The 19264-nt window shown below is 72.2% G+C and carries 19 protein-coding genes and 1 pseudogene; 8 read left to right on the top strand and 12 right to left on the bottom strand.

The features are described from left to right. Positions 1-36 precede the first annotated feature (36 nt). From ABZU74_RS24360 to ABZU74_RS24370, 3 genes are all read left to right on the top strand, one after another. Complete coding sequence (locus ABZU74_RS24360) at positions 37-1626, top strand: LLM class flavin-dependent oxidoreductase (protein ID WP_355428035.1); 1590 nt, start codon at positions 37-39, stop codon at positions 1624-1626. Positions 1627-1691: 65 nt separating this feature from the next. Next, on the top strand, positions 1692-2312 hold the full coding sequence (locus ABZU74_RS24365) for a helix-turn-helix domain-containing protein (protein WP_355428038.1): 621 nt from the start codon (positions 1692-1694) through the stop codon (positions 2310-2312). Further along, positions 2309-3574 (top strand): MFS transporter, encoded by a 1266-nt coding sequence (locus tag ABZU74_RS24370; RefSeq protein WP_355428041.1) that lies wholly within the window; start codon positions 2309-2311, stop codon positions 3572-3574. The genes ABZU74_RS24365 and ABZU74_RS24370 overlap by 4 nt, the downstream gene beginning before the upstream one ends. A 137-nt stretch (positions 3575-3711) precedes the next feature. On the opposite strand, the gene ABZU74_RS24375 is transcribed toward ABZU74_RS24370, so the two are convergent. From ABZU74_RS24375 to ABZU74_RS24395, 5 genes and pseudogenes are all read right to left on the bottom strand, one after another. After that, positions 3712-4407 (bottom strand): alpha/beta hydrolase, encoded by a 696-nt coding sequence (locus tag ABZU74_RS24375; protein ID WP_355428044.1) that lies wholly within the window; start codon positions 4405-4407, stop codon positions 3712-3714. Positions 4408-4446: 39 nt separating this feature from the next. Beyond that, positions 4447-4827, bottom strand: a complete 381-nt coding sequence (locus tag ABZU74_RS24380; protein WP_355428047.1) for a VOC family protein — start codon at positions 4825-4827, stop codon at positions 4447-4449. Between the two features lie 56 nt (positions 4828-4883). After that, positions 4884-4976, bottom strand: a pseudogene (locus tag ABZU74_RS24385) (DUF4291 family protein); the annotation flags it as partial. Between the two features lie 100 nt (positions 4977-5076). After that, on the bottom strand, positions 5077-6114 hold the full coding sequence (locus ABZU74_RS24390) for an L-dopachrome tautomerase-related protein (protein ID WP_355428051.1): 1038 nt from the start codon (positions 6112-6114) through the stop codon (positions 5077-5079). Between the two features lie 206 nt (positions 6115-6320). After that, entirely contained in the window at positions 6321-6743 is a 423-nt protein-coding gene (locus ABZU74_RS24395; RefSeq protein ID WP_355428054.1) for an MmcQ/YjbR family DNA-binding protein, read from the bottom strand. Positions 6744-6898: 155 nt separating this feature from the next. On the opposite strand from ABZU74_RS24395, the gene ABZU74_RS24400 reads away from it, so the two are divergent. Further along, complete coding sequence (locus ABZU74_RS24400) at positions 6899-8701, top strand: acyl-CoA dehydrogenase (RefSeq protein WP_355428057.1); 1803 nt, start codon at positions 6899-6901, stop codon at positions 8699-8701. Positions 8702-8716: 15 nt separating this feature from the next. On the opposite strand, the gene ABZU74_RS24405 is transcribed toward ABZU74_RS24400, so the two are convergent. After that, the gene (locus tag ABZU74_RS24405; protein WP_198041500.1) at positions 8717-8893 is read right to left on the bottom strand and encodes a hypothetical protein; all 177 of its coding nucleotides are present in this window, start codon (positions 8891-8893) and stop codon (positions 8717-8719) included. A gap of 96 nt (positions 8894-8989) precedes the next feature. Next, positions 8990-9709: a spermidine synthase gene (locus ABZU74_RS24410; protein WP_355428060.1), complete on the bottom strand. Its 720-nt coding sequence runs from the start codon at positions 9707-9709 to the stop codon at positions 8990-8992. Between the two features lie 129 nt (positions 9710-9838). Between ABZU74_RS24410 and eccB the strand changes: the two genes are divergently transcribed. Beyond that, on the top strand, positions 9839-11224 hold the full coding sequence (gene eccB, locus ABZU74_RS24415; RefSeq protein ID WP_355428063.1) for a type VII secretion protein EccB: 1386 nt from the start codon (positions 9839-9841) through the stop codon (positions 11222-11224). 22 nt (positions 11225-11246) lie between these two features. Here eccB and ABZU74_RS24420 read toward each other — a convergent pair whose 3' ends face one another. The 5 genes from ABZU74_RS24420 to ABZU74_RS24440 form a co-directional block, all read right to left on the bottom strand. After that, positions 11247-11852 (bottom strand): class I SAM-dependent methyltransferase, encoded by a 606-nt coding sequence (locus ABZU74_RS24420; RefSeq protein ID WP_196922624.1) that lies wholly within the window; start codon positions 11850-11852, stop codon positions 11247-11249. A 56-nt stretch (positions 11853-11908) separates the two neighbouring features. After that, complete coding sequence (locus ABZU74_RS24425) at positions 11909-12523, bottom strand: methyltransferase domain-containing protein (protein ID WP_355428066.1); 615 nt, start codon at positions 12521-12523, stop codon at positions 11909-11911. Between the two features lie 111 nt (positions 12524-12634). Then, positions 12635-13501, bottom strand: a complete 867-nt coding sequence (locus tag ABZU74_RS24430; RefSeq protein WP_355428069.1) for a carbohydrate ABC transporter permease — start codon at positions 13499-13501, stop codon at positions 12635-12637. Continuing rightward, positions 13501-14457, bottom strand: coding sequence for a sugar ABC transporter permease (locus ABZU74_RS24435; protein WP_355428072.1), 957 nt, complete (start codon positions 14455-14457; stop codon positions 13501-13503). Before ABZU74_RS24435 ends, ABZU74_RS24430 begins: the two co-directional genes overlap by 1 nt. Beyond that, a complete protein-coding gene (locus tag ABZU74_RS24440; protein ID WP_355428075.1) occupies positions 14454-15848 on the bottom strand; it encodes an extracellular solute-binding protein in 1395 nt (464 codons plus the stop codon). Before ABZU74_RS24440 ends, ABZU74_RS24435 begins: the two co-directional genes overlap by 4 nt. Positions 15849-15963: 115 nt before the next feature. Between ABZU74_RS24440 and ABZU74_RS24445 the strand changes: the two genes are divergently transcribed. The 3 genes from ABZU74_RS24445 to ABZU74_RS24455 all read left to right on the top strand — a co-directional run bounded on the left by ABZU74_RS24445 (position 15964) and on the right by ABZU74_RS24455 (position 19226). Further along, on the top strand, positions 15964-17001 hold the full coding sequence (locus ABZU74_RS24445) for a zinc-binding alcohol dehydrogenase (RefSeq protein WP_355428078.1): 1038 nt from the start codon (positions 15964-15966) through the stop codon (positions 16999-17001). Then, positions 17002-17823 (top strand): sugar phosphate isomerase/epimerase family protein, encoded by an 822-nt coding sequence (locus tag ABZU74_RS24450; protein WP_355428081.1) that lies wholly within the window; start codon positions 17002-17004, stop codon positions 17821-17823. It abuts the gene before it with no gap. Positions 17824-17939: 116 nt separating this feature from the next. Then, entirely contained in the window at positions 17940-19226 is a 1287-nt protein-coding gene (locus tag ABZU74_RS24455) for a hypothetical protein (protein WP_355428153.1), read from the top strand. Positions 19227-19264: the final 38 nt, after the last annotated feature.

The following is a 19264-nucleotide window of genomic DNA, read 5'->3' on the forward strand; positions in this document are numbered from 1 at the left end:
TCGCCCGACGCGTCGGGTGAATCGGGAGGCGCGCAGATGAGCGACTACGGCCACGACCTGGTCTTCGGATCCTTCGTCACGCCCAGCGCTGGCAATCCGGAGCGCACGGTCGGCGTCGCCGTCCTGGCCGAGCAGGTCGGGCTGGACCTGGTCACCTTCCAGGACCACCCGTACCAGCAGGCGTTCCTCGACACCTGGACGCTGCTGAGCTTCGTGGCGGCCCGCACCAGCCGGGTGCACCTGGCGGCGAACGTGACGAACCTGCCACTGCGCCCGCCGGCGGTGCTCGCCCGCAGCGTAGCCAGCCTGGACCTGCTCAGCGATGGCCGGATCAGCCTCGGCCTCGGGGCCGGGGCGTTCTGGGACGCCATCGAGGCGATGGGCGGCCGGCGGCTGACCCCCGGCCAGGGTGTGCGAGCGCTGGAGGAGGCCATCGAGATCATCCGTCAGCTCTGGGACGTCGAGACGCGCGGCGGAGTGCGGGTCGACGGCGAGTTCTACCGGGTCGTCGGCGCCAAGCGGGGACCCGCTCCGGCCCACCCGGCGCCGATCTGGCTGGGCGCGTACAAGCCCCGGATGCTCCAGCTCACCGGGCGTCGGGCCGACGGTTGGCTGCCCACGCTGGGCTACCTTCAACCCGGTGACCTGAGCAAGGGCAACGCGATCATCGACGACGCCGCGCAGCAGGCCGGCCGGTCTCCGCAGGACGTGCGTCGGCTGCTCAACATCGCCGGAGAGTTCTCGGCCGTCGGGCGCGGCCAGCTCAGCGGGCCCGCCGAGCAGTGGGCCGAGGAGTTGGCCGAGCTGGCACTGGAGGACGGCGTCGGCACCTTCATCCTCGCCAGCGACGACCCCGACGATCTGCGCCGGTTCGCCGGCGAGGTGGTCCCCGCCGTCCGCGAGCTGGTCGCGGCCGAACGTGACAGCGGAGCGGCTCCGGAGCGTACGCCGGGGGAGCCGACGCCGGCGGAGCCGGAGCGGGTCGTTGCCTCGCCGGCCCGGTCCAGCCACGCCACCGCGAGCGGCGGCACGTTCGCCGTGGTGCCGACGCCGGACGACGGCGTACGGCGAAGCGAGCGGCAGGTGTGGGACGAGTCGACCCGGCCGACCGGGCCCGCGCCCGACCCGGAGCGCACCTACACCCCACAGGAGCAGGCCACCGGCGCGCACCTCGTGCAGATCCACGACGGCCTGCGCGCCGAGCTGGCCCAGATTCACGACCTGATCGAGCAGGTGGCGGCCGGCGAGATCGACGCCGGCGCGGCCCGGTCCCACATCAACACGATGACCATGCGGCAGAACCGCTGGACGCTCGGCGTCTACTGCGAGTCGTACTGCCGCATCGTCACCACCCACCACACGATCGAGGACCAGTCGCTCTTCCCCCGGTTGCGGGCGCGGGACCCCCGACTCCGCCCGGTGGTCGACCGGCTGGAGCAGGAGCATCACGCCATCCACGACGTGCTGGAGGGTGTCGATCGGGCCCTGGTCGCGTACGTCGGGTCTCCGGACGGCATCGCCGAGCTGCGGGCCGCGGTGGATCTGCTGACCGACGCCCTCCTGTCGCACCTCAGCTACGAGGAGCGGGAGTTGGTCGAGCCGCTGGCGCGGCTGGGCGTCGCCTGAGCAACTGGCACCGCCACGGCGGCTGCGGGTTGTCCCGATCCGATCTGAGAGACTACTCTCGAAACATGTCTCTCAAGAATCCGTACGGGGATTTCGAGATCACCGAGCCGCAGGCTCTGCGGGCGCTGGCCCACCCCGTCCGGCTGGCGATCCTCGAACACCTGCAGCGGCACGGCCCGGCCACGGCGACCGGGCTCTCACCGCACGTCGGCGCCACACCGTCGGTGGTCAGCTGGCACCTGCGGCACCTCGCGACGTTCGGCCTGGTCCACGACTGGGATGGCGCCACCAGCAAGCGGGAACGCTGGTGGCAGGCCGTCGCCCGAGGCTTCCGTTTCACCGCGCCCGAGGGCACCGAGGGGCAGTCCGCCGTCCAGCAGTTGCGCGCGGAGATGTTCGCCCGCAACGCCGACGCACCCCAGCAGTGGCTGCTGCATGAGGAGCCCCGACTGGACCCCGAGTGGCGCGCGCTGGCCGGCATGGCCGACACCCGGTTCGTGGCCACCGCCGACGAGTTGCGGCAGCTGGAGGAGTCGATCGAAGAGCTGATCGCCCCGTACGTGCGGCGCAAGGAGGCGTCGGCCCCGGACGGCGCCCGGATCGTCCGGATGCTGCGCTACCTCCTGCCCGAACCGGGAGACGAAGCCTCGGCCGAGCCCGGCGACGACGAATCGGCCACGTCATGACCGGCACCGTGAGCGCCACCGGCACCGTGCCCCCGCCGGCCCTGCACCGCGACCGGCGGTTCCGCACCTTCTGGGCCGGCGAGACGATCTCCCAGTTCGGCGACCGGGTCAGCGAACTGGCTCTGCCGCTGATCGCCGTCTCCCTGCTCACCGCGACACCCGTGCAGGTCAGCGTCCTCACCGCGCTGATCTGGCTGCCCAACCTGCTGGGCCTGTTCCTCGGTGCGTGGGTGGACCAGCGCACCCACAAGCGGCAACTCCTGATCATCGCGGACCTGGTCCGCGCCGCGGTGCTGCTCAGCCTGCCCGTGGCCTACCTGTTCGACGCGATCACCCTCACCCAGCTCTACCTGGTGGCACTGCTCACCGGCCTCGGAGCGGTGCTGTTCGCCATGGCCCATCAGGCATTCTTCGTCGCCCTGGTGCCGCGATCGGCGTACGTGGACGCGACCAGCAAGCTCAGCATGAGCCGGTCGCTGTCCTTCATCGCCGGCCCTGCAGTCGGCGGTGGGCTGATCCAGGTGCTCAGCGCGCCGGTCGCGATCGTCGTCGACGCGATGTCGTTCGTCGGCTCCGCGCTGCTGCTCGGACGGATCCCGGTGACCGAGCCGCCGCCGTCGCGTCGGACGTCCACTCTCAGCCTGGTCCGCGAAGGGCTCGTGCTGGTGCTGCGCCACCCGGTGCTGCGGGCCGCCCTCGGCTGCACCAGCACTGTCAACTTCTTCACCTTCATCGCCAGCGCCCTGCTGGTGCTCTACGCCAGTCGCGAACTCGACCTGTCGGCCGGCGCGATCGGCATCGCCTTCGGGTTCGGGGCACTCGGCGGGCTCGCGGGCGCGGCGCTCGCCCCACGGATCTCCCGCGCCATCGGGTTGGGCCGTACCGCCATGATCGGCGCGGTGCTCTTTCCCGCGCCGCTGGCGCTGACCGCGCTGGTGAGCGGACCCACCTGGACGAAGGTGGCCATGCTGGCGGCCATCGAGTTGGTCTCCAGCGTCGGGGTGATGCTGATGGACGTGAACCTCAACGCCCTCCTCACCGCCGTGACACCGGACGACGCGCGAGGGCGCCGAGCCGGCGCCTACAGTGCCGTCAACTACGGCATCCGGCCGCTCGGCGCGCTGGTCGGTGGAGCGTTGGGCACCACCATCGGGCTGCGGCCCACCCTGGCCATCGCCGGCCTGGGTGGCGTGCTCGCCGTGCTCTGGCTGGTCGCGTCGCCGGTACGCCACATCAGAACCCTCGACGAACCGGCGGCCTGACCGCTGGGGCGGGCGTGGTCGTGCGGGCACCGCTTGGTCGTGCGGGCGTCGCTGTCGCTCATGCACTGACCGTTCGGTCGCCCCACGTCAGCGGTCAGTGCGGCGTCGGCATCGGGTGCGGCCCCAGCTCAAGCAGGTCAGGCGGCCTCCGCCAGCAGAATCCGGGCCAGCTCGGTGGGCTGGGAGAACATCGGCCAGTGGCCGGTGTCCATGGTGACCAGTCGCCACTGGTCGCTGGCCAGCAGCTTGGCCACCGTGCCGTTGGGCTCAGGCCCGTCGAGCAGACACTTGACGTACGTCGCCGGCAGCTCACTCAACGGCCGGGTCAGCACGGCCGGCTCGGTAAGCGTGACCCCCGGGTGCGGCGTGGAGCCGCCGACCAGCCGGGCGATTTGCTCGTCGGTGAGCCCCTGACCGTCGAAGTCGGCCGCGCCCAGCGGCGGCCAGTAGCCACCATTGTCGGCGAGCTGCGCCTCGAAGGCCGCCTGACCCTGCCACCAGCCGGACGCGAACGACCCACCGTCGACCGGCACCTCGGAGTCGACGAAGACCACCCGGGTCAACCGGCCGCCGATCCGCTCGGCGGCCTGACCCACCGGGATGCCCGAGTAACTGTGCCCGACCAGCACCACGTCACGCAGGTCGCGGCGCTCGACCTCGTCGACGACGTCCTGCACGTGGGTCTGCTGCCCGGCCGGCACGCCCCGCTTCTCAGCGAGGCCGGAGAGGGTCAGCGGGTGCGTGCCGTGGCCGGCCGCCCGCAGCGGCGTCACCACCTCGTCCCATGCCCGCGAGCCCAGCCACGCCCCCGCCACCAACACGAAATCAGCCATGGCCGGGAGCCTAACGCCGACCTGCGACACGTCGGTGGGTCACGACCAGCTGCGGGCCTCGGCGGCGAACACCTCCGGTGGACTCGCCACCGGCAGCACACAGAGCAGGTGACCACCGGGCGCCCGCAGGATCCGGCACTCGAGCCACTGCGACACCTCGGTGGCGCCCAGCGCCGTCAACCGCGCGGTCTCGGCCGGCACGTCGTCGGTCTCGATGTCCAGGTGGAAGCGCGGCGCGTCGTCGACCGCCTGAACGGCGGTGACCAACCCCGGCAGCGCCTCATGCAGGCCGACGAACTGCGGCTCCGCCGGATCCGACCGGGTGCTGACGCCGAGCGCCGCCGACCAGAACTCCGCCGCCCGGGCGGCCTCCGCCTCGGGAGCGTCGATCAGTAGTGCGTACACGCGGCTGCGGTGCATGCATCGCAGGATATCGAGGACGGCGACATGTTGCTCGATGCGGCGCGTGACCCCCGCGCCGGAAGCGCGATCTCCGGTGGGTACGCCTGGTAGACGGTGATCGTGTCGGCCGAGTAACGGGCACGGATCTGACGGGCGGGAACGGACACCCTGCGATCGTCGACCATCGGACCGCACCCGTTCCTCCGGGATTTCGTACCCGGGCCCCGGAGGTCACCGCCGCGGAGCCGCGGTCGCGGGAGTGTCCACTCAGGCGTGGTCCAGTGCGGGAGGCCCGGTGTCGACGGGCATCCGGAAGATCTGCACCGGGTAGTCGACCGCCACGTGCCCGCCGTTGAGCCCGGCGGTCAGGTGCAGCTGGGCCGCCGGCATCCAGAGCCGGGCCTCGGCGTCGAGCCACATCGCGTCCACCCAGGCCAGCCGGGGGTCGGCGACGAGCGTCCGCACGCCGCGGTCGGGTGCGAGGACGAGGACGCGCCGCCGTTCCAGGTCGCTGAGGTAGATGGCGCCGGTGGCGTCGATGGCCGTGCCGCCGGTGCTGGGCGTGTCACACCACCGTTCGACCCTCCGGGCCATCTCGTCGGCGGACACCGACGGGTCGTCCAACCAGCGGGTGGCGATCCGGGACATCCCGCCGGAGGCCGGTTGGTAGTAGAGCCAGCGACCGTCCGGCGATACCTCCAACTGGTCGACGTGCAGGCGTACCTCGGCGCCGTCCGGGTCGCGCAGCGCTCGACCGTCGGCGATGACCGCGCCGCCCACCGTGCTCGGATGCCTGTCCAGCACGCGTCGGGACCGACCGGAATCGAGGTCGAGCACGATGAGGCCGGCCGCTCCGGCGTCGCTGAGGTACGCCATCCGCCCGTTGAACCGGACGTCGTCGACGTAGCTGTCCGGGTGGACCGCCTCGTCGAGGTGGTAGACCCGCTCCACGCGGTCGCCGTCCAGGTTGACCGCGATCAGCCGAGCGCCGCCCGGCACCTGCGCGCCGCCGACCTGCGGTGTGCCCGAGTCGACGATCCACAACCGGCCGTCCGGGCCGGCACGTAACCCGTTGACGTGCACGAACGCCGCGTCCGGCGGCTGGTCGGCGCGGTTCCACCCGGCATCGGGGTACGGGTCACGCCGGCCGTCCGGCAGCGCCTCGACCACCTGCACGCCGGGCCGGTCCGCCAACGGGTAGCTCAGGAACACCCGGCCGCGCACCGTGGTCACGCCGGTGCACACCCGGTCCTCGTGCAACACGGGCGTCAACCGGGGATCCTCCTCGGTGGGCAGCGACGACATCGACCCGCTCCTCACCCGCCCGGCGGCGTCCTCGGCTCCAGTGCGCGCTCACCCGGTCGGGGTGGGCCAGCGCGGTGTGGGTGGCCGACGGCTCCGGCCATCCGGCGCGGTATCCCCGGCGACTGCCGGCCGAAACCGCCGGTCGCAGGGCACGCCGATTGCAGGGCGCCGCCGACGCTCGGCGGCCTCCCCGCACCCGCCGACGCTCAACCGGACGCCGACGCCGGCGGGCCGACCTGGGCGGCGAGCCGCTTCGGGGCCATCACGCAGTAGCTCTCGGTGAGCAACTCACCCACCTCCTCCCAGTCGGTGTTGCCGTCCAGGACCATGCCCAGGACGTTCGGGCTCCAGTCCGGCTTGTAGAAGGGGTGCCCCATCCCGAGGAGCCCGGCGATCTCGTCGAGTGGCGACCGGAAGGTCAGCAGGCAGGCGGGCTGGTCGAGTGCGGCGGCCCGTGCGTGGACCGGCTGGCGGTCGGGGTCGACGGTGAGCACATGGGCGAAGGTCCGCTTGCGGATCCGCCAGCGGACGCCCACCCAGGCGGGCTCCTCGTAGGTCTCCGGCAACCCGAGACAGATCGGCCGCAGCCGGTCGAGGACCTCGGGCGGGACGTCTCCGGGTGCGGTCACGGGCAACGACGCTAGCCGGTCGGTGTGACACGTTCCGCTCGCCGAACCCCACCCGGCCCGGTGGTGCGCGCCCGACCGATCGGCCAGGATGGGCCGGGGCGACAGTGGGCCGTCGCTCCGGCCTGACCCGCCCCCCGCGCCCGCTGAGGAGTGCCGTGCCGTCCACCCTGCTCTCCCGCCGTGACCTCGACTTCCTGCTGCACGAGTGGCTGCGGGTGTCCGAACTCGTCGAGCGTCCCCGCTACGCCGAGCACTCCCGGGAGACCTTCGACGACGCCCTGGACCTCGCCGAACGGGTGGCCACCGAACAGTTCGCCCCGCACAACCGCGCCGCCGACCTGGCCGAGCCCACCTTCGACGGGCAGCGGGTGCGGCTGATCCCGCAGGTCCGTGCGGCGTTGGACAGCTTCGCCGAGACGGGCCTGCTCACCGCCGGCCTGGACGCCTCGGTCGGTGGCCTGCAACTGCCGCACGCGGTCGCCGCGGCCTGCTTCACCTGGTTCCAGGCCGCCAACGTGGCCACCTCGGCGTACCCGTTCCTCACCCTGGGCAACGCCAACCTGCTGCTCGCGCACGGCAGCCCCGAGCAGGTGGACACCTACGTCCGACCCATGCTGGACGGCCGGTTCTTCGGCACCATGTGCCTGTCCGAGCCGCACGCCGGCAGCTCACTTGCCGACATCACCACCCGTGCCGAGCCCCAGGCGGACGGCACGTACCGGCTCTTCGGCACCAAGATGTGGATCTCCGGCGGCGACCACGAGTTGTCCGAGAACATCGTCCACCTGGTGCTGGCCCGCATCCCCGGCGCGCCGCCCGGGGTCAAGGGCATCTCGCTGTTCATCGTGCCCAAGGTGCTGGTCGGTCCGGACGGGTCGCTCGGTGAGCGCAACGACGTGGTGTTGGCCGGGCTCAACCACAAGATGGGGTTCCGGGGCACCACCAACACCCTGCTCAGCTTCGGCGACGGCGCGCACACCCCGGCCGGCCGCGCCGGGGCCGTCGGTCACCTGGTCGGCGCGCCGCATCAGGGTCTGGCGCAGATGTTCCACATGATGAACGAGGCCCGGATCGGGGTCGGGGCGGGCGCCACCGCACTGGGTTACACCGGCTACCTCAAGAGCCTGGCGTACGCCAAGGAGAGGCCGCAGGGCCGGCCGGTCGGCGCGAAGGACCCGGCTACCGCGCAGGTGCCGATCATCGACCACCCCGACGTACGACGGATGCTGCTGGCGCAGAAGAGCTACGTGGAGGGGGCGCTGGCGCTGGTGCTCTACTGCGCGCGGCTGCTCGACGAGCAGAAGACCGCCCCGGCCGAGGCCGACCGCGAGCGCGCGCACCTGCTGCTGGACGTGCTCACCCCGATCACCAAGAGTTGGCCGTCACAGTGGTGCCTCACCGCCAACGACCTGGCGATCCAGGTGCTCGGCGGCGCCGGCTACACCCGTGACCACGACGTGGAACAGCACTACCGGGACAACCGGCTCAACCCCATCCACGAGGGCACCCACGGCATCCAGGCGCTGGACCTGCTGGGCCGCAAGATGACCATGCGGGGCGGCGCCGGTCTCGCTCTGCTGACCACGACGATCGGTGACACCGTCGAGCGGGCCCGCAAGGCCGGGGGAGAGGCGGCCGAGCTGGCGGGCCGGCTGGCCGCTGTCGTGGACCGGGTCACCGCGGTGACCCGTCGACTGTGGGCCGACGGTGACCCGGTGCTCGCGCTGGCCAACGCCAGCGCCTACCTGGAGGCCGTCGGGCACGTGGTGATCGCGTGGATGTGGTTGGAGCAGGTGCTGGCGCTGCCGCCGGAGGGGGCCGGCGACGCGTTCCACGCCGGTAAGCGTCAGGCCGCGCGCTACTTCTTCACCGTCGAGTTGCCCCGGACCGGCCCGCAGTTCGACCTGCTGGAGAGCCGGGATCGGACCACCCTCGACATGCGCCCGGACTGGTTCTGACCGAACCTGGTGTCTTCACCGTCGGCGGGACTGATGGCTCATCGCCTGCCGCCCCTTGACGACGCCCAGGATGATCACGATCACCAGCGCGATCAGACCGATGATGATGAGCCAGCGGACCGCCTCGAGGATCAACCCGAGCAGGATCAGCACACCGGCGACCACGCCGACGACCCAGAGCAGTGCACGCATGTCGACCTCCCGTAACCGGCCGCGCCTGGTGCGGCCGGCCCGGGTTCTCGTTCCCCGTCCGGCCGACACCATGCGCGAGCGGCATACCGGAGTCGATCAGGGGCCGGTACGCGCCACGTAGACGGTGTTTGCCGACTCCCCGCCGGTCAGCGGGTTGGCGAACGGCACGACGTGCGCTCGCACGTCCACGAACACCTCGGTGAGCGCGGCGGTGAACTCGACGTCCGGCGGGTCGTCCGACCAGAGCGCGAAGACCCCCTCGGGGCGCAGCAGCGCGGCCAGCCGGCGCAGACCGGCCGGCGGGTAGAACGCCGCGTGGCTGGGGTGCAGGACGTTGCGCGGGGAGTGGTCGACGTCGAGCAGCACGGCGTCGAACCGCCGACCGGGCACCTCAGCGTCGAAGCCGGTGTCACCGGCCACCGCCGCGAAGAAGTCGGCCTGCACGAACCGGGTCCGCGGATCCTCGGCGAGCCCCGCCGCGAACGGCAGCAACCCCCGCCGGTGCCAGTCGATCACGTCCTCGATCGCCTCCACCACGAGCAGCGAGCGCACCCGGGGGTCACCCAGCGCCGCGCAGGCGGTGTAGCCCAGCCCGAGACCGCCCACCACCACGTCGAGCGAGTCACCGGCCACCTCGGCGAGGCCGAGTCGGGCCAGCTCGATCTCGGCCACCGGGAAGAGGCTGGACATCAGGTACTCGTCGTCGAGCTTGACCTCGTACACCTCGACCTGGAGCGCCGGGTCCCGGCGTCGGCGCAGGCTGATCGCGCCGATCGGGGTCTCCCGCCAGGCCAGCTCTTCGAAACGCGCGCCCACGGGTGCCCTCTCGCCGCCGGATTCGTCCACGGATGGTACCGGTTGCCCGGCGGCGGACGGCCACGCAGGGTCCACGGGAGATCGACGCAGCGCATATCCTGTGCCCGGCCGATCCACCGGAGGAGACTCATGCCGTCGCGGCAGGACCAGCTGCACTCCTACCAGTTCAGCGTCCAGCGGGCAGTCGCCGCCCTGGTCATGCGGGAGACCGACCCCGCGCAGTCACCGTTTCGGCGGCTGGCCGGCGCCGGCCTGGCCAGTGTCCTGGTCGCGGCGATCGGGCTCGGTGGTTTCGCCCTCTACGGCCTGTTCGCCGGCGGCGGCAAGGGGTGGCGCGACCCGGGCGCGGTGATCGTGGAGAAGGAGTCCGGCGCCCGGTTCGTCTATCGCGAGCAGAAGCTGCACCCAGTGCTCAACTACGCCTCGGCGCTGCTCATCGTCGGCGCGGACCGGTCGAAGACCGTGCTGGTGTCCCGACGCACGATCGACGGGGTGCCGCGCGGGCTGCCGTTGGGCATCGCCGACGCACCCGACTCGCTGCCCGCCCCCGGCCGGCTGGCCGCCACGGCGTGGACGGTCTGCTCGACCGTCCCTGCCGGCGCGGGCGTCGAGGCGCCCCGCTCCGCGTTGCTGATCGGCACCGAGCCCGAGGGTGGCCGGCCGCTGGGCGACGAAGCGCTGCTGCTGCGCCACCCCGACGGTGGGCTGCACCTGGTCTGGCACCAGCGGCGTTACCTGGTCCGTGATCCCAGCCGGGTGCTGGCGGCGCTCGCCACCACCCGGGCCCAGGCGGTTCCGGTGGCGCCGGCACTGCTCAACTCGTTGCCCGCCGGCGCCGACCTCGCCCCGCTCGACCTGCCGGCGCTGGGCCGGCCCGCCACCCGGGTGCCCGGCGCCACGATCGGCGCGGTCTACCTGGTGAGCAACTCCGGTGGCGGCCGGCAGTACGCGGTGGCGCTCGACGCCGGCCTGGCCGGCATCACCGAGTTGCAGGCGGGGCTGTTGCTGGCCCGCACCGGGCAGGTCGAGCCGGTGCCGATGACGTTGGGCCGGTTCGCCGCGTTGCCCACGGTGCCCGACCTCGCCCCGACCGGTCCGAACGCCCCGCCGCCGACCCCGCCCCGGCTCGCCGCCGGTGACGGCGGGGCGCTCTGCACCCGCATCGGCGACGACGGCGGTGTGGGTGAGGTGCGCTGGGGCGTACCGCTGCGGGACCTGACGGCCGCGCCTCGCACCGCGCCGACCGGTGGCATGGTGCTGGCCGACCACGTCGTGGTGGAGCCGGGCCGCGGCGCGGTGGTCGAGGCCGCCGCGGCGCCCGGCGCGACCGGCGGCGCGGTCTCCGTCGTCACCGACCTGGGCCGACGGTACGTGCTGGCCGACCGGGACGTGCTCCCGATGCTCGGCTACCGCGACGTGCGGCCGGTGCGGCTGCCGGCCGGGCTGGTCAGCCTGGTGCCCGCCGGGGCCACTCTCGACCCGGCCGCCGCCCGTGCCGTCGCCGCCCCGGACTGAGGTTGACGCGGCCCGGCGGGTGTCACTCGGCCGGGCGGCGCAGCACGCTCACCGCGAACGGCGCGTCGTCGCGCCACGGGCGCAGGTCCCAGGTGGCGAAGCGCTGCTCCACGCGCAGCCCGGCGGCCACCGCGTCGGCGTCGAACGCGGTCAGCGGGTAGCCACGCTCGGTGCCGAAGCCCACCGTCAGCACGCCATCGGGTCGCAGGTGCGCGGCGACCCGACGCAGCACCTCCGGTTCGGTGCCGACGGCGACGAAGGCGAGCACGTTGCCGGCCAGCACCGCCGCGTCGAACGGTTCGGCCTCACCCAGCGCCGGTAGGTCCAGCTCGGCGAGGTCGGCGACCAGCCACGTCGGGCCGGGGTAGTCGGCGCGGGCGGCGTCCACCAGCGCCGGGTCGGCGTCCACCCCGACCACCGTGTGCCCCCGCTCGGCCAGTGCGGCACCGACGCGGCCGGTGCCGCTACCGGCGTCGAGAATCCGGGAGCCGGGCGCGACGAGGGCGTCCACCAGTCGGGCCTCGCCGGCCAGGTCCGCACCCTCGGCCACGAGCTTGCGGAACCGGTCGATATACCACTGTGAGTGCTCGGGACCGGTGTCGGTCGCCCAGCGGGTCGGGTTGGCCATGTGGCCACCGTAACCGGGCCGGTGGCGGCCCGGCGGTCGACCCGGGACAGCCCGGATCAGGGCAGCCGGGCCACCGTCACGAACTCGTTGTAGGTGAACACCCGCCCGAGCGGCCGGGGGAACGGGAAGGAATACTGCCGGGTGACGGTCAGACCAAGGTCCGCGCAGGCCTGCGCCGCCTCGGCGAAGCCGACGAACCGGACGTGTGAGGCGTCGCTGGCGTAGCCGCGTTCCTGCGGCGTGATGAACACGGCCTGCCCGCCCGAGCGCACGTACGGCAGGTAGGACGAGATGACCTCCAGCGCCTGCTCGGCTGGCAGGTGCTCCAGCAGGTGCGCGGCGAGCAGGGAGTCGAACGCCCCGGGCCGGGCGTGGGGGCTGTCCTTGAACTCCTCCACCTCGTACGCCTCGAACCCGGCGGCCCGCGAGTGCGCCACCGAGGTCGGGTTGTGGTCGACGCCGACGCCGTTGCCGTCCAGGTTGGCGAGGTTGCGGCCCAGGCCGGAGCCGACGTCGAGGGTGGTGCCCAGATTGAGCCGGCGCAGATTCCACCGGTACGGCGCCTGCACGTCGAGCATCCGCTTCCAACGGGCACCACCGAGGCGCTGTAGCCGATCGGTGTAATCCTCGCCCGCCGTCTCGGTCGGATGACGCCGTCCTGCCTGACTCATGCGCCGAACTCCCTCAGCTGTGCCGGTTAAGAACGTGCCGATGGTACGGACATGAGAGGGATCGTGGGGGACATCACAGCCCGGCGTTTCCGGACTGTGACACCGGCCGGCTCAGCCTTTCTCCGCGCCGCTGGTCAGCCCCTCGGTGAGCAGTCGCTCGCTGGCGAAGAAAAGAATCACGATGGGCAGGGTGAGCACGACCGACCCGGCCATCAGCACCGTCTTGGGAACCTCCACGCCGTCGGCGAGCAGCGACAGACCCAGCGACACCGTCCACCGGTTGGGTTTGTCGACCAGGAACAGCAGGGCGAAAAGGAACTCGTTCCAGGCGATCATGAAGTCGTAGAGCGCGACCGCCATGATCGACGGCATCGCCAGGGGCAGGCTGACCCGCCGGAGGATGCCGAGCCGACCGGCGCCGTCGATGGCGGCGGACTCCTCCAGGCTGACCGGGATGGTCTCGAAGTAGTTCTTCAGCATGTAGACCGACACCGGCAACGTCTGCGAGATGTAGACCAGCACCAGACCGAAGAGCGAGCCGCGCAGGCCGGCCCGGGTGAAGACCACGAACAGCGGGATCGCGATGACGATCGACGGGAACAGGTAGACCGCCAGGAACAGGAAGTCCACCTGCCGCCGGCCGAAGAACCGCAGCCGGGCCACCGCGTACGCGCCGGGGATGGCGACCAGGAGGGTGAGCACGGTCGCCGCGACGGCGACCAACCCGCTGTTGCGAATGAAGGTGAGGAAACCCTGGCCGCCGTCGTCGGTGGCCTTGAGCACCTCGGCGTACGTGGCAACGGTCAGCTCACCGAAGCCGACCACCAGCGCGCCGGGGTCGAGCAGCAGCCGCTCGATGGGGCGCACCGAGAGCACCAGCATGTAGTAGAAGGGGAAGACCGTGATCACCAGGAACACGGCGATCACCAGGCGGCGCAGCCAACGCAGGCTCACCGTCTCGACCATGTCCCGGTCCATCAACCGACCCTCCGTCCGAAGAAGCGCAGATAGATCAGCACGAACACGATGAGCACCACGGCCAGCACGACCGCCTGCGCGGCAGCGGCACCGATGTCGGTACGGGCGGTGAGGAACTCGTACACCCGCACACTGACCACCTCGGTGCCGGCCGCACCGCCGGTGAGCAGGTAGACGTCGTCGAACTTGTTGAACGTCATGATGAAGCGCAGCACGCCCAGCAGGGCGATCACCGGCAGCAGTTGCGGCAGCAGGATGTGCCGGAACCGTTGGGTGGGGGTGGCGCCGTCGACGCGGGCGGCCTCCTCCAACTCGCCGGGCACCGCCTGGAGCCGGGCCAGCAGGAACAGGAACGCGAACGGGAAGTACCGCCACGCCTCGAAGACGATCACCGTGGCCAGCGCGGTCGACTCCTGGGTGAGGAACGGCACCGGGGCGTCCCAGCCGAGCAGGCGTTGACCCCACGCGTTGACGATGCCGAGCTGCGGGTCGAGCATCACCTGCCAGACGAACGTCACAGCGACCACCGGCGCCACGTACGGCAGCAGCATGGACGCCCGGACCAGGGTGCGGCCCCGGAACGGCCGGCGGACGACCAGGGCGGCCACCAGACCGAGCAGTATCGACCCGACGGTGCCGCCGATGCTGTAGATCAGCGTGACCCACAGCGTCTCGGCGAAGCCGGGGGTGTGCAGCACCCGGTCGATGTTGTCCATGGTGAACTCGCCGAACAGGCCGGTCTTGCGCAGCGTGGCGAGCCGGACCCGCTGGAAGGCCAGCACCACGGTCCACACGATCGGGATGCCGATGACCGCGATGGTGACGAGCAGTGTCGGTGCGACGAGCGCGAGCCCGGCCCGGGATTCGCGGCGGCGCAGGGTCAGTGGGCGGCGTCGGGGTGGCGCCGGCCGCTCCCGGGTGGGGGGGCGGCCGGGGCCGGGCGCGGTGGTGGTCAATTGACGCCCGCCTTGATGGCGTCGACGTCCTTCTTGGCGCGGTTGGCGGTGGCCGCCGCGTCGGACTTGCCGGAGACGAGGTCGCCCAGCACCTTGGGCACCGGCAACTCGCCGAGCATGGCGCCGACCAGTTTGCCCTGCCCCTGGCTGAGGCCCCACCGTCCGAAGGTGTCCGGGCTGCGGCGCAGCGTGGCCAGCACCTCGTCGCCGTACACGTCGGTGAGGGGCTTCTTCGCGTCCACGCCCGCCTGGCTGGTGTTCCAGGCGGTCAGGTACGCCTCCGGCTCGGCGGGGGTGCCCTTGCGTACCGGGAAGCGGCCCTCCGGGGACATGCCGAACCAGCGCGGGTAGCCGTCACTGAGCATGTACTCCACGAAGGATTTTGCCGGGTCGGCAGCAGCGCCGTCCAGCACGGCCCAGGAGCTGATCTCGCCGTACTGCGCGGGTTCGGTGCCGTTCGGGCCCTTGATCGCGGTGACGAACCCGCTGTTCTTCGCGAGGAACGCCGGGTCCGCCTGGCACTGGGGGCAGGTCGGCTTGGCGTCGTTGCGCAGCCCGGCCAGCTCGTCGAGGATGAACGGTGACCAGATCACCATGGCCGCCTTGCCGGCGAAGTAGGTGGCCCGGGTGGTGTCCACGTCCTGCGCGCCCTTCACCGAGCTGGTGCGGATCAGGTCACCGTAGAAGCGGAACGCCTCGACGCACTGGGGCGAATCGAGTGTGACCTTTCCCGAGTCGTCGGTGAGTTGACAGCCGTTGGCCAACGCCAGGTGCTCGAAGGTCTGCTGGGTGAACACGTCGCTGGGGGCGGTGGCCGCGGTGATCCCGGCGACGCCGCCGGTGTTCAGCGCCGCCGCGGCGGCGGTGATCCGCTCGTACGTGTCGGGGGCGGGAAGGTTGGCGGCGGCGAACAGGTCCTTGCGGTAGACGAGCAGCTGCCCCCACCCGTCGCTGGGCACGGAGAGCTGTTTGCCGTCGTCGGCGGTGAGCTCCAGCGCCCGGGGGGAGAACGTCTGCTTGCCCAGCTTGTCGACGACCTCCGCGTTCGCCGAGGCGTGCAGCAGCTCGTTGCCGGCGAGCGTGCGGATGCCGGCGAGGGAGACGGAGCCGACCACGTCGGGCAGGTCGCCGGCGGCGGCGTTGGCGGCGATCAGGGAGGGGAACTGGTCCTCGTTGACGGTCACGAGATCGACCTGGATCCCGGTCTTGGCGGTGAAGTCGGCGATGATCGCCTTGGTGGCGGTGACCCGGTCGGCCACGTCCTCCAGGCTCCAGACGGTGATCTTCTTGCTGTTGCTGTCCGGTTCGTCGTCGCCGCAGGCCAGCAGGGTGGACGTGGTCAGTGCCATGATCAGGGTGGTGGCGAGTATCCGCCTCGGAGGTGCTGACATCGGTGGCACTCCTCTCGAAGGGTACATGACGGATCCAACACCTTCGATTGATCAATAGCAAGACATATGGCGATTTTTTGCTATCCTGGAACCCAGTGCTACCGGGATGTGACACATGGGCAACTGGGTGGTATCTCTCGCCGGGCCTCGACGCATCAGCCTCGAGCCCTGCCCGCCGGATCCGCTCGGCCCCGGCCAGGTCCGAGTCCGCACCTGCTACTCGGGCATCTCCGCCGGCACCGAGCTGACCCTCTACCGGGGCAGCAACCCCCGGCTCAGCAAAGACTGGGACGACGCCGCCCGGATGTTCGTCCCCCGACAGACCCCGGTGCCCTACCCGTTGATCGGCTTCGGCTACGAAGAGGTCGGCGAGGTCGTCGAGGTCGCGCCGGAGGTCACCGACCGGCATCCGGGGCAGCTCGTCTGGGGCATCTGGGGGCACCGGGCCGAGGCCGTCCTCGCCGCCGACGTGGTCCGTGCGCTCCCTCCCGGGCTGGATCCGCTCGCCGCGGTCTTCGCCCGCCCCGGCGCCATCGCGCTCACCGCGGTGCTCGCCGGCGACCTGCACCTCGGCGACTGGGTCGGCGTCTTCGGGCAGGGCGTCATCGGGTTGCTCGCCACCCGGCTCGCCGTGCTCTCCGGAGCCCGGGTGGTGGCCGTCGACCCGGTGCCCGACCGGCTCGAGTACGCCGCCCGATACGGCGCGCGATCCACTGTGGACGCCACCGTCACGTCCGCCGCCGCCGTGCTGCGCCAGGCCACCGACGGGCGGGGGGCCGACGTCTGCCTGGAGTTGTCCGGCGCGTACCCGGCGTTGCACGAGGCGATCCGCTCGACCACCCACGCCGGCCGGGTCGTGGCCGCCGGCTTCTACCAGGGCCAGGCCGACGCGCTCGGCCTCGGCGAGGAGTTCCACCACAACCGCATCCAGTTGGTGGCCGCCCAGGTCTCCGGGCCCACCCCCGCGCCGAGCATGGCCGGCCGGTGGACCGGAGACCGGGTCGCGCAGACCTTCATGGACCTGGTGGCCGACCGCAGCGTCGACCCGCTGCCGCTGGTCAGCCACATCGTCGACGCCAGCGCGGTCGCCGACGCCCTCGCGCTGCTCGACCGCGGCGCCGGTGACGTCCTCCAAGTCGTGCTGAGGTTCTAAATGACCACCATCGCGCTGGCCTGCCAGGAACAACTCCTGCCGGGCACCAACCTGATCCAGAAGTACGCCCTCGCGGCCGCCCTCGGCTACCAGGGCATCGAGCTACGCGGCCGTGGTGACCTCGCGTTCGCCCGCCGGCTGCCCGAGTTGCGTCGGGCCCGCGCGGCCGGGGTGGTGATGCCCACCGTCTGCGTCGAGATGGACCACTTCATCGGGGACTTCGACCCCGCCCGCTCCGCCGACGCCGTCCGCAACCTGCGCTCCCAGCTCACGGTGATCGCCGAGCTGGGCGGCGTCGGGGTGATGACCCCGGCCGCCTGGGGGATGTTCTCCCGGCGACTGCCGCCGTTCGAGCCGCCCCGCACCCCGGACGGCGATCGGCAGGTGCTCCTCGACGCCCTCGGCGAGCTTGGCGAGCACGCCCGGGCCGAGGGGGTCACCCTCTTCCTGGAACCCTTGAACCGCTACGAGGACCACATGGTCAACCGTCTCGACGAGGCGGTGGCGCTCTGCGCCGCGCTCGCGCTGCCGTCGGTCCGGGTCGTCGCCGACACCTTCCACATGAACATCGAGGAGGACGACGTGCACCGCGCGCTGCGCGCCGCCGCGCCGTACCTCGGGCACGTGCAGGTCAGCGACTCCAACCGGTACCAGCCCGGCGCCGGGCACCTGGACTGGCCGGCGTTGGTGCGTACCCTGCTGGAGCTGGACTACCGGGGTTGGCTGGCCCTGGAGTGCCGGCTCCGCGGCGACCCGGTCCGGGCCCTGCAACAGGCGGCCACCGTGCTGCGACACGCGCTGCCCCGGCGGGCCGCCGCGTGACCGCCGACGCCGGGCCGACAAGCGTCCACGCGACCGCCGGTGTCGACGGGATCGCTGACGCCGGGGCGACGCGCGCCGAGGCCGCCGGCACGGGTGGCCCGGCCGGCGCGACCGGGCTGCGTCGACTCGCGGTCGACACGCTCGACGCCAACTGGGAGCACGACCACACAGTGCCCTCGCGCACGCTCTACCCGCACCAGTGGAGCTGGGACTCGGCCTTCATCGCGATCGGGTTGGCCCAGGTTCGCCCCGACCGCGCCTGGCGGGAGCTGGCGAGCCTGTTCCGGGCGCAGTGGGCCGACGGACGGGTGCCGCACATCGTGTTCAACCCCGCGTTGCGGGTCGGCGCGTACTTCCCGGGGCCGGAGATGTGGCGCTCGGCCGACGTGCCGGGAACACCGGACGTGGCCACCTCCGGAATGGTCCAGCCGCCGGTGCACGCCCTCGCCGCGTTGCTGGCGTACCGGCGGGCGCCCGACCCCACAGGTCTGGCCGCGCTGCGCCGGCTCTATCCCGCGTTGGTCGCCCAGCAGCGCTACCTGTCCGACCGGCGGGACGTGGCCGGTGACGGGCTGGTCTGCATCGTGCACCCGTGGGAGTCCGGGTTGGACAACAGCCCGGCGTGGGACGAGCCGATGGCCGCGGTACCGGCCGAGGCGGCCGTCATGTCCGCGTACGGTCGGCACGACACCAGGCACGCCGACGCCGCGCACCGCCCCACGGACCTGGACTACGCGCGCTACCTGGCGATCGTCGCCGCCTACCGCGACCACGGCTACTCCGACCACGACCTTGCCACCGGTCATCCGTTCCTGGTGGAGTGCCCGCTGTTCAACGCGGCGTTCGGGGCCGCCGAGCACGCCCTCGCCGAGATCGCCGCGCTCGTCGGTGACGACCCCGGGCCGCACCGGGCCCGCGCGGCCCGGATCACCGAAGCTCTCGTGAGCCGGCTGTACGACCCGGACACCGGCACGTTCCAACCCCGTGACCTGCGCACCGACCGGCTGGTGAACGCCCGTACCGTGCTCGGGCTGACCCCGCTGATCCTGCCCGACCTGCCGACCCGGAAGGCCGACGCGCTCGTCGTCGAGGCCCGCTCGGCGCGTTTCGGGGTGGCCCAGCGGATGGACCGCCCGCTTCCCACCTACGACCGCACCGCACCCGACTTCGAGCCGTTGCGCTACTGGCGGGGGCCGAGCTGGCTGAACATCGGCTGGCTGGTCCGGCGTGGGCTGCTCACGCACGGGCGCCCGGAGCTGGCCGCAGGGCTGCGCCGCTCGATGATCGGTCTGGTCGCCGGGGCCGGCTGCCACGAGTACTTCCACCCGGACACCGGTGCCGGGCTCGGCTCACCGGCGTTCAGCTGGACGGCCGCGCTGCTGCTCGACCTGCTGGCCGACTGAGCGCGGTGCCGGCTGGTAGCGTCCCCGGTCCGGCGGCC

Origin of the sequence: Micromonospora sp. NPDC005171, from assembly GCF_040608575.1 — a bacterium.
Lineage (GTDB): Bacteria > Actinomycetota > Actinomycetes > Mycobacteriales > Micromonosporaceae > Micromonospora.

What these genes read in the sequence shown, in the direction of transcription:
- ABZU74_RS24440 (WP_355428075.1), bottom strand. Translation starts at nt 15,848, where the DNA reads ATGTCAGCACCTCCGAGGCGGATACTCGCCACCACCCTGATCATGGCA.
- ABZU74_RS24405 (WP_198041500.1), bottom strand. Translation starts at nt 8,893, where the DNA reads ATGCGTGCACTGCTCTGGGTCGTCGGCGTGGTCGCCGGTGTGCTGATC.
- ABZU74_RS24425 (WP_355428066.1), bottom strand. Translation starts at nt 12,523, where the DNA reads ATGAGTCAGGCAGGACGGCGTCATCCGACCGAGACGGCGGGCGAGGAT.
- ABZU74_RS24445 (WP_355428078.1), top strand. Translation starts at nt 15,964, where the DNA reads ATGGGCAACTGGGTGGTATCTCTCGCCGGGCCTCGACGCATCAGCCTC.
- ABZU74_RS24375 (WP_355428044.1), bottom strand. Translation starts at nt 4,407, where the DNA reads ATGGCTGATTTCGTGTTGGTGGCGGGGGCGTGGCTGGGCTCGCGGGCA.
- ABZU74_RS24450 (WP_355428081.1), top strand. Translation starts at nt 17,002, where the DNA reads ATGACCACCATCGCGCTGGCCTGCCAGGAACAACTCCTGCCGGGCACC.
- ABZU74_RS24430 (WP_355428069.1), bottom strand. Translation starts at nt 13,501, where the DNA reads ATGGACCGGGACATGGTCGAGACGGTGAGCCTGCGTTGGCTGCGCCGC.
- ABZU74_RS24390 (WP_355428051.1), bottom strand. Translation starts at nt 6,114, where the DNA reads ATGTCGTCGCTGCCCACCGAGGAGGATCCCCGGTTGACGCCCGTGTTG.
- ABZU74_RS24420 (WP_196922624.1), bottom strand. Translation starts at nt 11,852, where the DNA reads ATGGCCAACCCGACCCGCTGGGCGACCGACACCGGTCCCGAGCACTCA.
- eccB (WP_355428063.1), top strand. Translation starts at nt 9,839, where the DNA reads ATGCCGTCGCGGCAGGACCAGCTGCACTCCTACCAGTTCAGCGTCCAG.
- ABZU74_RS24360 (WP_355428035.1), top strand. Translation starts at nt 37, where the DNA reads ATGAGCGACTACGGCCACGACCTGGTCTTCGGATCCTTCGTCACGCCC.
- ABZU74_RS24380 (WP_355428047.1), bottom strand. Translation starts at nt 4,827, where the DNA reads ATGCACCGCAGCCGCGTGTACGCACTACTGATCGACGCTCCCGAGGCG.
- ABZU74_RS24365 (WP_355428038.1), top strand. Translation starts at nt 1,692, where the DNA reads ATGTCTCTCAAGAATCCGTACGGGGATTTCGAGATCACCGAGCCGCAG.
- ABZU74_RS24370 (WP_355428041.1), top strand. Translation starts at nt 2,309, where the DNA reads ATGACCGGCACCGTGAGCGCCACCGGCACCGTGCCCCCGCCGGCCCTG.